The sequence below is a fragment of the Pseudomonas sp. RC3H12 genome (assembly GCF_018596375.1).
GTDB lineage: Bacteria > Pseudomonadota > Gammaproteobacteria > Pseudomonadales > Pseudomonadaceae > Aquipseudomonas.
This window is the reverse complement of record NZ_CP075595.1, coordinates 5,620,001-5,632,802: the sequence shown is the minus strand read 5'-3', so window position 1 is coordinate 5,632,802 and position 12,802 is coordinate 5,620,001. Positions and strand designations below refer to the sequence as shown.

The 12,802-nt window shown below is 62.8% G+C and carries 3 protein-coding genes, 1 tRNA gene and 2 rRNA genes (1 of these 6 only partly in view); all 6 read right to left on the bottom strand.

What is annotated here, in order from left to right; all coding sequences use genetic code 11:
- Nucleotides 1–11: 11 nt before the first annotated feature.
- Nucleotides 12–2,087: an exodeoxyribonuclease V subunit alpha gene (recD, locus tag KHO27_RS25525; RefSeq protein ID WP_214500958.1), complete on the bottom strand. Its 2,076-nt coding sequence runs from the start codon at nt 2,085–2,087 to the stop codon at nt 12–14.
- A complete protein-coding gene (gene recB / locus KHO27_RS25520; protein WP_214500957.1) occupies nt 2,084–5,755 on the bottom strand; it encodes an exodeoxyribonuclease V subunit beta in 3,672 nt (1,223 codons plus the stop codon). The genes recD and recB overlap by 4 nt, the downstream gene beginning before the upstream one ends.
- Complete coding sequence (gene recC, locus KHO27_RS25515) at nt 5,752–9,234, bottom strand: exodeoxyribonuclease V subunit gamma (RefSeq protein ID WP_214500956.1); 3,483 nt, start codon at nt 9,232–9,234, stop codon at nt 5,752–5,754. The genes recB and recC overlap by 4 nt, the downstream gene beginning before the upstream one ends.
- 155 nt (nt 9,235–9,389) lie before the next feature.
- Nucleotides 9,390–9,505 (bottom strand): 5S ribosomal RNA (rrf, locus tag KHO27_RS25510).
- 137 nt (nt 9,506–9,642) lie between these two features.
- Nucleotides 9,643–12,536, bottom strand: a 23S ribosomal RNA gene (locus KHO27_RS25505).
- Nucleotides 12,537–12,781: 245 nt separating this feature from the next.
- Nucleotides 12,782–12,802, bottom strand: a tRNA-Ala gene (locus KHO27_RS25500) (it continues 55 nt past the right edge of the window).

Below are 12,802 nucleotides of genomic sequence, written 5' to 3'. Positions count from 1 at the left end.
GAACTCCAGAGTCAGACTTGCTCCAGCATCAGCCCCGAGACACGCCTGACCTTGCGCTCCACCGCTTCCTCGAACACCCCGGCGCGCGGCTCAATCAGGCTGAAGCATTGCTTGGCGCGGGTGATGCCGGTGTACACCAGTTCCTTGGTCAGCACCGGGTTCAAGGCATCGGGTAGCACCAGCGCGGTATGGCTGAATTCCGAGCCTTGGGACTTGTGCACGGTCATGGCGAACACGGTTTCCACTTCGCTGAGCCGGCTGGGCAGGACGAAGCGCACCCCACCGCTGCCATCGTTGCGCGGGAAGGCCACGCGCAGCAGCGCCTCGCCCTGCTCGTCCGGCAGGCGCAGGGCAATGCCGATATCACCGTTCATCAGGCCGAGACCGTAGTCATTGCGGGTGACCAGTACCGGGCGGCCCTCGTACCAGGGTTGCTGGCTATCGATCAGCCCGGCATTGTGCAGCACCCGCGCCACGCGTTCGTTCAGGCCTTCGACGCCCCAGGCGCCCCTGCGCACGGCGCAAAGCAGCTGGAAGGCTTCAAAGCTCTGCAGTACCTCGGCCGCCCAGCGCTCCCAGCGCGGATCGTCGCCCGGCGTGCCAGGTGGCGGGCGCAAGCGGCCGATGGTGCGCAGGTAGCCACGGTAACCCTGCGGCCCTTCGCCGCCCTGGCCAAGACCGTCGAGCAACAGGCGATCGAAGCGCTTGTCGTGTTCGCCGCCCAGGGTCAGGCAATGAACGTCCGCAGGCCGGGTCGCCAGCAGCGCCCGCGCCTCCAACGCCTGCTGGCGATTGACCAGGCGCGCCAACTGGCCGATACCGCTGCCTTCGCCGAAACGCCGCGAATGACGCAGCATCACGATCTGCTGGGCCAACGGATTGCGCTGGCCATCGCCCGGTTTCAGGCCGATGCCCGCCAGCGACTGCCCGCCCACCTGCTCCAGCCAGGCCAGGGTCTGCGGCCAGTAGCAGCCTTCCTCGGCGTCGCGGCACAGATCGCCCAGCACCGCCCCGGCTTCCACCGAGGCCAGCTGGTCCTTGTCGCCCAGTAGCACCAGCCGTGCAGTGGGCGGCAGGGCATCGAGCAGGTTGGCCATCATCTCCAGGTCGATCATCGAAGCTTCATCGATTACCAATACGTCCAGCGGCAACGGGTTGCCCGCATGATGGCGAAAATGCCGCGAGCCCGGGCGGCTGCCCAGCAGGCGGTGCACGGTGCTGACCTCGGTGGGGATCTGCGCCCGGACCTCAACGTCCACCTGCAGGCGCTCGACTTGCTGGCCGATGGACTCGGTCAGGCGTGCCGCAGCCTTGCCGGTCGGTGCCGCCAGGCGGATACGCAGCGGTCGGCCTTGCTCGACCGCCGGACCCTGCAACAACGCCAGCAGGCGCACCACGGTGGTGGTCTTGCCGGTGCCGGGGCCGCCGGTGATCACACTGAAACCCGCTCGGGTGGCCAGCGCGCAGGCCAGTTTCTGCCAGTCCACCTCGCCGGCCGCCGAGCCGCCGTCGAACAGTTGCGCCAAGCGCTGGGCCAGATCGGCGGGCTGAGGCTGACGGCGTGCCAGGCGCTCATGCAGGGCGCCGTCGATCCGCCGCTCGTAGGCCCAGTAGCGGCGCAGGTACAAACGCTCGGCGCTGAGCACCAGTGGCCGGGCGCGCTGTTCGACGCTATCGCCCGCCGCGACCAGCGGGCTCTCGGCAATCCGTTGCAGCCAGGTGCCCAGGTCAAGGCTGGCCAGCAGTTGCGAAGGCAGCAGCAGCGGTCCGGCCAGGGCATCGCCTTCCGGGGGCAGCGACAGGGCGAAGTCCGGCTCGGCGAGGGTCTGGCGCAGGTCCAGGCAGACATGCCCATGCCCCAGCTGGTGGCTGGCCAGCGCCGCAGCGAGCAGGACCAAAGGATCACTGCCTGGCGCCCGCTCCTCGAGAAAGCTCACGAAGGCCCGGTCCAGGGCACGCAACCAACCGCGCTCGACCCAACGATCGAGCAACGCCAGCAGGTCCTGGCTGGCGCTCAGCGGCGCCAGGGCGCTCAGATGCTCCGCCTGCAACGGCGTGGGCAGCAGGTCATCGAGGTTGCGGCTCATGGCGCGGCTCCGGCAAACAGGTCCTGTTGTTCAGGTTCTTTCTCACCCCGGAACATCGCATCGAGCTGCTCGATCAGCGCCCGGGGTGGCCGCGCATGATACAGCCCGTGGCCCGCCGACGTGACGCCGCGCAGGAAGATGAACACGGCGCCACCGACATGCCGATCGTAGTCGTAGTCAGGCAGGCGGGCACGCAGCTGGCGATGCAGGGCCAGCAGGTAGAGCACGTACTGCAGGTCGTAGCGGTGCTCGAGGATCGCCTGCTCCATCGCCAGGTCGCCATAGGCTTCGGCGTCGGGGCCAAGCCAGTTGGACTTGTAGTCGGCCACGTAGTAGCGCCCATCGAGCTCGAACGCCAGGTCGATGAAGCCCTTGAACATGCCATTGAGCAAGGTCGGCTGCGCGGCCGGGCGCGCCGCGCCGCCATGGGTATGGCGCGTCACCTGGTAGTCGAGGCGCAGCGCGTCGACCTGGTGGCTGGCGAACCAGAACTCCATTTCGATCTGGTATTGGTTCAGTTGCGCCAGGGTCAGGGTGGCACCCTGCAACGGCATGGGTTGCAGCAGCAGTTGCTGCAGCCACTGCGTCAGCGTGGGGATCCAGCCGGTCCAGTCGCGTCGATTGCAGCGCCGCCCCACGGTGCGCTCGATCACCTCGGCCTGGCAGCCGATCTCGGCGAAACCTTCGCGACCCGCCCATTCGAGCAGGCCATGGAGGAAGGTCCCCGGGTTCGGCCCACGGGGGAAGCGGTGGATATCGCCCGCCTCGGCCGGGACCTCGCGCAGCAGCTGGCTGTCCAGCACCTCGTCGTCCAGCAGTTGCTGGGCCTGGGAGCTGTCGGCGATCAGCGTCTGGTCGCCCACCCGCAGGGCACTGTAGGAGGCAATCCACCAGTGTTCCGCGGCGGCACGCCGTGGCTTGCGCGGCGGCAGGAGTTCGCGCTGGCTGTCCGGCGTGCGATAGCTCTGTGTCTGTACTTCGGGCAGCGCCTCCCGGCTGATGGCCGGGTTGCTCGCTGCCAGTGCCTGGAGCCACTCGCCCAGCTGGCTGGAGGAAGGCAATGGCAGCCCGCCGCCGAGCAGGTAACCCAGTGCCGAACGGTGCAGTTGCGAGCTGCGCTGGGTACCGCGCTTGAGGTCGGCGACGCCCAGCCAGCAGGCGTATTGGGCACGGGTCAGGGCGACGTAGAGCAAGCGCAGGTCCTCGGCCAGGCGCTCGTCGTCGGCGCGCTCGATCTGCTCGGCATTCGGCGTCAGGGTCAGGTGCGCCACGCCTTGGTCATCATGCCAGCCCAGGGGCAGGCGCTGGCCGTCCACCGGTTTGCTGGTGCAGATGAAAGGCAGGTACACCAGCGGGTACTCCAGGCCCTTGGATTTGTGGATGGTCACCACCTTGACCAGTTGCTCGTCGCTTTCCAGGCGCAGGATCTGCTCCTCGCCCGCTTGCCCGGCGTTGGCCAGGTGCTCGGTAAGGTGACGGATCAGCGCTTGCTCGCCATCCAGCTCGCCCGCCGCCTGCTGCAACAGCTCGGCCAGGTGCAGCAGGTTGGTCAGCACGCGTTCGCCGTCACTGCGGCCCATCAACGCGCGGGGCAGCTGGAAGTCATGCAGCAGGCGGCGCAGCATCGGCAGCACGCCCTGGCGTTGCCAGATGTCGCGGTAGCGGCGGAAACGCATGACCCAGCTCTCCCAGACCCGCTCGTCCTGGTTCAGGCGCTCCAGTTCGACCAGCGGCAGGTCGAGGGTCAGGCTGGCCAGGGCGGCCTTGAGCAGGCGCTCCGAGTCCGGCTCGGCGCAGGCCTTGAGCCAGGCCAGCAGGTCGTGGGCCTCCTGGGCGGCGAACACCGAATCTTTGTCCGACAGGTACACACTGCGCACATCGCGGGCGGCCAGCTCGGCGCGGATCAGCTGGGCCTCGCGGCCGTCGCGCACCAGGATGGCGATATCGGAAGGCAAGCAGGGCCGCAGCTTGCCAGCAGCATCAGCGAAACCACTGACGCCTTGCTGCCCGCCATTGAGCAGTTCGACGATATGGCTCGCGCAACTGGCCGCCAGCTGCTGGCGATACAAAGTACTGGAGACCGGCTCATCACTTTCAAGTTGCCAGCAACAAAGGGCTGCGCTCGGCTGACCGGCCACCAGCAATTGCTCGCCACGGCCCTTGGCGCGTACTTCGACGAAAGGCAGCGGGTTATCGCCATGGGCCCGGAACAGGAATGCCCCACGGCCCTCGGCACGCTCCTCGGCCTGGAGGAATACCCGGTTCACCGCCGCGACCATGGCCTGGCTGGAGCGGTAGTTGGTGTCCAGGCTGTGCAGGCGCCCGGCGGTGGCGCGGCGCGCGGCCAGGTAGGTGAAGATGTCGGCGCCGCGGAAGGCGTAGATCGCCTGTTTGGGGTCGCCGATCATGAACAGGCCGGTGTCCGGGTTGTTCTCGCTGATACGGTAGATGCGTTCGAAGATGCCGTACTGGACGGGGTCGGTGTCCTGGAACTCGTCGATCAACGCGACCGGGAACTGCTCGCGGATCAACGCGGCCAGGCGCTCGCCGGCATCGCTGCCCAGGGCATGCTCAAGGCGCAGCAGCATGTCGTCGAAGCCCATTTCGGCGCGTCGACGCTTCTCCACCTCGAAGCGCGCCGAAACCCAGGCGGCAGCATGCTCCAGAAGGCGCGCATCGGGGCTGGCCAGCCCCTGCAACTGTTCACGCAGGGCCGCCATGGCGTGCAGCGCCGGGTGCTGCGGCGGCTCGCCGGCCTTCCACGCTTCGGCCATGCCCGCCGGGGTAAGGCGGGTAAAGCCGGTGCCCAGGTCCAGCTCCATGGCCTGCTCATCACCGGCCCAGGCGCGCAGCTTGTCGAACCAGGGCTCGAAGTAGCGGGCCTGCAACTTGCGCCCATCCGCCTGCTTGGCCGCCACGGCATCGCGGCAGATCTGCTGCAACTCATCCGCCCAGGCGGCCCAAGGGGCCTTGAGCTGGGCCAACTGCTCGGTGCGCTGGCGCAGGGTCGCCTCGATCAAGGCTTGCGGCTCCTGATCGTCCACCTGGCCACGCACTCGGCCGAACAGTGGCCTGATCCTTGGCAACAAGGCATCGGGGCTGCCCCAGTTGCCACGCACCCAGGCCAGCGACTCGCCACGCATGCAGTAGCAGAAGCGCCGCCAGTAGTCGCGCATGACCTGGCCCAGCAACTCGCTGTGATCGGTTTCCAGGCTCTGGGTGAACAGGCTGCCACTGTCGAACGCATGCTCGCGCAACATGCGCTGGCACCAGCCGTGGATGGTCGACACCGCCGCTTCGTCCATCCATTGCACGGCGATTTCCAGACGGTTGGCACAGCGTGGCCAGTGCGCCGGTGGATAATCCTCGCGCAGCAGGTGCAGCAAGGGGTCGGCGTCCTCGAGCTCGCCGCGGAAAAAGCGCGCCGTTTCAGCCAGGCGCGCACGGATACGCTCGCGCAGTTCCTTGGTTGCCGCATCGGTGAAGGTCACCACCAGGATCTGCGGCGGCAGCAGCTCGCGGGCAAAGCCCTGCTCGCCGCCATGCCCGAGGATCAGGCGCAGGTACAGGGCCGAGATGGTGAAGGTCTTGCCGGTGCCGGCGCTGGCCTCGATCAGTTGGCTGCCGTGCAAAGGAAAGCTCAGCGCCAGGGGGCGGGCTTGGGTCATTGGGCGCTCTCCGGGTTACCCAGGGTTTGCCAGGGCGCCGCGAACAAGGGGCGATACAGGGTTTCGCACCAACCCTCGAAGGTTTCCTCGAGGGCCAGTGCGGCGAAGTCACGGTATTGACGGGCCAGGGCCAGGCTCTCGCTGCGCTCGCCAAAGCTGTTCTGACCGTCACCTTCGTAGGCCCGGGCCGCGGCAGCCAGGGCCTTGTCCGGGTCCTCCTGGGCCAGCCAGGCGAAGGCGGTCTTGGCCGCGACGGGCAAGGGCGCGTTCATCCCCGCCTGGCGTGCCACCAGCAGCTCGCCCAGGCGCTGCGTCGCATCGGCCTGCGGCAGCGGTGCCAGCAGCAAGGTCAGGTCGCTGGCCACCAACGCGCTGTGCAGCGGATAGCCCGAGGCGCAGGCGGCAAGGTGCATGACCCAGGCCGGAATCAGGCGATGCCATTTCAGGCTGTTGCGCCCGGCACTGAGGGTATTGGGCACGGTGGCGATGCTCAGCAGGCTTTGGTCTTCGCCCTGGTACACACGACCGAGCCAGCCTTCCAGGCGCTGCGCGCCCTGTTCGAAGTGAATCGGCAGGGCACCCTCGACCAGCGTCGGCCAGCGCTGCAGCAACTGTCGATGGCGTTGCAGCAAGTCCGGCAGCGGCTGGATCAGCTCCGCCTGCAAGGCCTCACCGAACCCGGCCAACGGCAGCAGCCCGCAGGCCTGCAGCCTCCGGGCCTGGGCTTGCAGGGCTCGCTCAGCGTTGTCGGGGTCGGCCAGCGCGGCGCCGAGCAGGCTTTCACTCAGGCCATAGCGTTGCAGGGCATCCAGGACGAAGGGTTCTTCGTCCGGCGTCGGCGCTTCCAACGTTTCGAAGAACACTTTCAGGCGCTGGCTGAAAAAATGCCGTACCGGGTGGCGCAGGAAGTCCTGAAGCTGCACCAGGTTCAGCGGTTCATCGCTGACGTAGGGCGACAGCCCGATAGCGGCGGTCGCTGCGCCGTCCTCGGCCTGATGCAAGGCCAGCCACTCATGGGCAAAACTGAACAGCGGGCTGCCTTTCTGGAAATAGCGCTGGCTGAACGGCTGCAGCGGATGCTCCTGGGTCAACGCATGCAGCAACTGCTGTCCAGCGTCATCGCGCAACCCGGCCTTGGCACCGGCGAGCTGCCAGCCGGCGGCCAGGTGATCGCGCAGTTGCCCGATCAGCACCGAGGCTGGACGCTCGCTGTTGTCGCGGATACTGCGCCCGACCCAGCTGACATAGAGCTGGTCACGTGCCGACAGCAAGGCTTCGAGCAATAGGTAACGGTCATCCTCTCGCCGGGAGCGATCGCCCGGACGATAGTCGCTGGCCATCAGGTCGAAGTCCAGGGGCGGCTGGGCGCGTGGATAGTCACCATCGTTCATGCCCAGCAGGCAGACCACACGGAACGGGATGGCGCGCATGGGCATCAGGGTGCAGAAGTTCACGGAACCGGCAAGGAAGCGTTGCGACAACTTGCCCTGGTCCAACCCCGACAGCCAGGCCTCGCGCACCACCGTGAGCGGCAGCAGGTCTTGCAGGCCCACCGCCTCGCAAGTCTCCAGCCAGGTGTCGCGCAGATCCTGCAGTTGCACCAGGAGCAGCTCATCGTGTTCGTTCTCGGCCAGGAAGAAGATCTGCAGCAGGGCGTGCAGCCGTGCGCCCCAGTCTGGCGCAGAGGCCGGCTGGGTCAGGGCCTGGCAAGCGACCTCCAGGGCATCGAGCAAGGCGACCAGCGGCCCGATCAATGCGGCATCGAGGCCGCCAATCTCGTCATAAGGCTCGATGCCGTCACAGCCTTCGCCCACCCCGACCGCGTACCCCAGCAACATCCGGCGCAGGCCGAATCGCCAACTGTTCTGCTCCAGTCCTTCCGGCAGCCCCAGGCTGGCGCGCTGTTCGGCACTCAGCCCCCAGCGGATACCCGCCCCTTCGATCCAGCGATGCAGCGTCGGCAGGTCGCCTTCCTGGATGGCGAAACGGGCGCGCACGGCCGGTACATCCAGCAGATCGAGAACTTCACTGACGGCAAAGCGGCTGTCGGGCAGCTTGAGCAGGTGCTCCAGCGCAATCAGCAAGGGGTCGCGACCACGCTGGCCCTGGTCGGTCAGGGTGAAGGGGATGTAGCGCGGGTCGTTGCGATCGAGCTGGCCGAACACGGCACGGATATGCGGTGCGTAGGTGTCGATGGCCGGCAGCATGACGATGACGTCGCGCGGGCGCAGGGTCGGGTCGGCGCTGAAGCGGGCGAGTAACTGGTCGTGGAGGATCTCGACTTCGCGCTGCGGGCTATGGGCCAGGTGGAAGCGCACGGAGCGGTCCTTGGCCGGATCGACTGCTGGCCATTGCGTACGCGTCTCGGCCAAAGGCCGCAGCTCGAGGATATCGTCCTGCAGCTGGTTGAGCAGGGTCTCGGGTTGTGCATCACTGAACAGGTCGATACGGCCTTCGCTGAAGACATTCTGGTAGCTGCCTGGGTCGTCGTAGCTGTCGAGCAGGTTGATGTAGTCGCGCCCCTGCTTGCCCCAGGCCGCCAACAGCGGATGGGCATGCTGATGCAGCAGTTCGTCGTCCAGCTGCAAAGGCATGCCCTGCTTGCGTTGCTGGCGTTTGTACTGGTGCCGCAGCAGGTCCTTGTCGGCGACGATATCGCCCCAGTGGTGACGACAGGGGTTGTGCACGCACAGCAGCACCTGGCTGAAACGGGCAAGACCTGCCAGGGCTTCCAGAATCTGTGCCGGCAGCGACGAAATGCCGAACACGATCAATCGCGCCGGCAGCCCTGGGGGCGCCTGCTCCAGGCTGTTGATACGTTCGATGAAGCGCTGGTGCACACCGGCTCGGCTCTGGGCCATGCCCTCCTCGCCCACGTCCTCGAGCAGGAGCCGCCACAGCTCGGCCTGCCAGCGATTGCCAGCAGCCAAGGGCTTGCGCTCGCAACGGGCGGTATTGAGTACATGGGCACCATCTGCCCAGTCCTTCAACCAGTCGGCGCGGTAGACCTGGTACTGGTCGAACAGGTCGGCAAGGCGCTCAGCTAGCTGGTAACGCTTGCGCAGGTCGCTGTCGTCGGTGAGGAAGCGGCGCAGCGGTTCGAAGTGCGGGCGCTCGATCACTTCCGGGAGCAGACGCATCAGGCGCCAGGTCAGAGGAGCCTTGTCGAGCAACGAAACCTCGGGGATTTCATCTCGGCCCAACACGCGGCGGTACAGCTGCCACATGAAGCTGCCTGGAAGCTGCACATCGATGGCAGCGGCGATGCCGCAACCGCCCTGATCGTCGTCTTGCGGGTCCTCGGCCAGCGCCAGTTTCAGCCATTGGGCGATACCGTTGCTCTGTACCAGCGCAATCTCGTTCTCCAGCGGCGCGAGGGGATAGCGGCGCATCACGCTCACCACCAGATTGCGCAGCTCGTCCAGGCGATTGCCCTGGACGATCATGAAACCCGGGTGGAGTGAGGTGGTCTGCGGCATAGGTGCTCTCGGGAATGCGGTTGATGCTGACGGGAAACCTTATCACGGAGACAGCAGGCGGGGTCTCGCGATGCTGCCCGGTCAGGCCATGAGTTTTCCGGGCACAAAGACAAAACCCCTACCTGCTCGCGCAGATAGGGGTTTTGCGAAATGAATCTTGACGATGACCTACTCTCACATGGGGAAACCCCACACTACCATCGGCGATGCATCGTTTCACTGCTGAGTTCGGGATGGGATCAGGTGGTTCCAATGCTCTATGGTCGTCAAGAAATTCGGTTGCCAGTACGTCTTTGCAGACATGCCAGCCAATTCGGATATGCGATATGTGTGGTTCGTCGCGAACTTTCGGTTCGTTTCGTCTTCACCACCACAATTTGGCCTCAGCGCAAATTGCTTGGGTGTTATATGGTCAAGCCTCACGGGCAATTAGTATTGGTTAGCTCAACGCCTCACAGCGCTTACACACCCAACCTATCAACGTCGTAGTCTTCGACGGCCCTTCAGGGAGCTCAAGGCTCCAGTGAGATCTCATCTTGAGGCAAGTTTCCCGCTTAGATGCTTTCAGCGGTTATCTCTTCCGAACATAGCTACCCGGCAATGCCACTGGCGTGACAACCGGAACACCAGAGGTTCGTCCACTCCGGTCCTCTCGTACTAGGAGCAGCCCCTCTCAAATCTCAAACGTCCACGGCAGATAGGGACCGAACTGTCTCACGACGTTCTAAACCCAGCTCGCGTACCACTTTAAATGGCGAACAGCCATACCCTTGGGACCGGCTTCAGCCCCAGGATGTGATGAGCCGACATCGAGGTGCCAAACACCGCCGTCGATATGAACTCTTGGGCGGTATCAGCCTGTTATCCCCGGAGTACCTTTTATCCGTTGAGCGATGGCCCTTCCATACAGAACCACCGGATCACTAAGACCTACTTTCGTACCTGCTCGACGTGTGTGTCTCGCAGTCAAGCGCGCTTTTGCCTTTATACTCTACGACCGATTTCCGACCGGTCTGAGCGCACCTTCGTACTCCTCCGTTACTCTTTGGGAGGAGACCGCCCCAGTCAAACTACCCACCATACACTGTCCTCGATCCGGATAACGGACCTGAGTTAGAACCTCAAGGTTGCCAGGGTGGTATTTCAAGGATGGCTCCATGAGAACTGGCGTCCCCACTTCAAAGCCTCCCACCTATCCTACACAAGCAAGCTCAAAGTCCAGTGCAAAGCTATAGTAAAGGTTCACGGGGTCTTTCCGTCTAGCCGCGGATACACTGCATCTTCACAGCGATTTCAATTTCACTGAGTCTCGGGTGGAGACAGCGCCGCCATCGTTACGCCATTCGTGCAGGTCGGAACTTACCCGACAAGGAATTTCGCTACCTTAGGACCGTTATAGTTACGGCCGCCGTTTACCGGGGCTTCGATCAAGAGCTTCGCTTGCGCTAACCCCATCAATTAACCTTCCGGCACCGGGCAGGCGTCACACCCTATACGTCCACTTTCGTGTTTGCAGAGTGCTGTGTTTTTAATAAACAGTCGCAGCGGCCTGGTATCTTCGACCGGCGTGGGCTTACGCAGCAAGTGCTTCACCCTCACCGGCGCACCTTCTCCCGAAGTTACGGTGCCATTTTGCCTAGTTCCTTCACCCGAGTTCTCTCAAGCGCCTTGGTATTCTCTACCTAACCACCTGTGTCGGTTTGGGGTACGGTTCCCAGTTATCTGAAGCTTAGGAGCTTTTCTTGGAAGCATGGCATCAACCACTTCGCGCTCTAATGAGCACTCGTCATCAGCTCTCGGCCTTAAGATCCCGGATTTGCCTAAGATCTCAGCCTACCACCTTAAACTTGGACAACCAACGCCAAGCTGGCCTAGCCTTCTCCGTCCCTCCATCGCAATAACTGGAAGTACAGGAATATTAACCTGTTTTCCATCGACTACGCTTTTCAGCCTCGCCTTAGGGACCGACTAACCCTGCGTCGATTAACGTTGCGCAGGAAACCTTGGTCTTTCGGCGTGCGAGTTTTTCACTCGCATTGTCGTTACTCATGTCAGCATTCGCACTTCTGATACCTCCAGCAAGCTTCTCAACTCACCTTCACAGGCTTACAGAACGCTCCTCTACCGCATCACCTAAAGGTGATACCCGTAGCTTCGGTGCATGGTTTGAGCCCCGTTACATCTTCCGCGCAGGCCGACTCGACTAGTGAGCTATTACGCTTTCTTTAAAGGGTGGCTGCTTCTAAGCCAACCTCCTAGCTGTCTAAGCCTTCCCACATCGTTTCCCACTTAACCATGACTTTGGGACCTTAGCTGACGGTCTGGGTTGTTTCCCTTTTCACGACGGACGTTAGCACCCGCCGTGTGTCTCCCATGCTCGGCACTTGTAGGTATTCGGAGTTTGCATCGGTTTGGTAAGTCGGGATGACCCCCTAGCCGAAACAGTGCTCTACCCCCTACAGTGATACATGAGGCGCTACCTAAATAGCTTTCGAGGAGAACCAGCTATCTCCGAGCTTGATTAGCCTTTCACTCCGATCCACAGGTCATCCGCTAACTTTTCAACGGTAGTCGGTTCGGTCCTCCAGTCAGTGTTACCTAACCTTCAACCTGCCCATGGATAGATCGCCCGGTTTCGGGTCTATACCCAGCGACTAAAGCGCCCTATTAAGACTCGCTTTCGCTACGCCTCCCCTATTCGGTTAAGCTCGCCACTGAATATAAGTCGCTGACCCATTATACAAAAGGTACGCAGTCACCTAACAAAGTAGGCTCCCACTGCTTGTACGCATACGGTTTCAGGTTCTATTTCACTCCCCTCTCCGGGGTTCTTTTCGCCTTTCCCTCACGGTACTGGTTCACTATCGGTCAGTCAGTAGTATTTAGCCTTGGAGGATGGTCCCCCCATGTTCAGACAAAGTTTCTCGTGCTCCGTCCTACTCGATTTCACTGGCAAGAGATTTTCGTGTACGGGGCTATCACCCACTATGGCCGCACTTTCCAGAGCGTTCCACTAATCTCAAACCAGCTTAAGGGCTGGTCCCCGTTCGCTCGCCACTACTAAGGGAATCTCGGTTGATTTCTTTTCCTCAGGGTACTTAGATGTTTCAGTTCCCCTGGTTCGCCTCTTGCACCTATGTATTCAGTACAAGATAACCAGCTTATGCTGGCTGGGTTCCCCCATTCAGAGATCTCTGGATCACAGTCTGTTTGCCGACTCCCCAAAGCTTATCGCAGGCTACCACGTCTTTCATCGCCTCTGACTGCCAAGGCATCCACCGTATGCGCTTCTTCACTTGACCATATAACCCCAAGCAATCTGGTTATACTGTGAAGACGACATTCGCCGAAAATTCGCACGTCGCTCTTTCGAGCAGAACTCACAAATTTTACCTTAGCCTGATCCACCCGCAGTGAAACGGGTGTTCAGTCTATTTCTATCACATATCCGAATTTTTAAAGAACGATCTGACAAAAGTCAGAAATCAACATTCATTGCCGAATGTTCATTTCTAAGTTCTGAGCAGTGCTGCGAAACCTGAAAGAGTGGTGGAGCCAAGCGGGATCG